Here is a 270-nt window from a genome sequence, read left to right as displayed (position 1 = left end):
ATCGACGGTCTCAACGATATTTCCTCGATCCTGTCCAATCTGATCCTCAACACGGATTCGTACAAGGCGTCGCACTACCTGCAATATCCGCCTGACGCGTCGGCGATGTTTTCGTACATCGAGTCGCGCGGCGGACGCTATCACCGCACGCTGTTCTTCGGCTTGCAGATGCTGATCAAGGAGTATCTGTGCCGGCCCGTCACGGCGGCGATGATCGATCAGGCGAAGGCATGTTTCGCAGGCCACGGCGAGCCGTTTAACGAAGCCGGC

General features: G+C 58.1%; 1 protein-coding gene. It reads left to right on the top strand.

What is annotated here, in order from left to right:
* The coding region (locus SB764_RS40585) for a nicotinamide phosphoribosyltransferase domain-containing protein (RefSeq protein ID WP_410866840.1) at positions 1-270 on the top strand (270 nt) is incomplete at its 3' end.

The organism is Paraburkholderia sp. SIMBA_027, assembly GCF_046535315.1.
GTDB lineage: Bacteria > Pseudomonadota > Gammaproteobacteria > Burkholderiales > Burkholderiaceae > Paraburkholderia > Paraburkholderia tropica.
The sequence above is the reverse complement of the archived record's forward strand: the minus strand, read 5'-3'. Positions and strand labels throughout refer to the sequence as shown.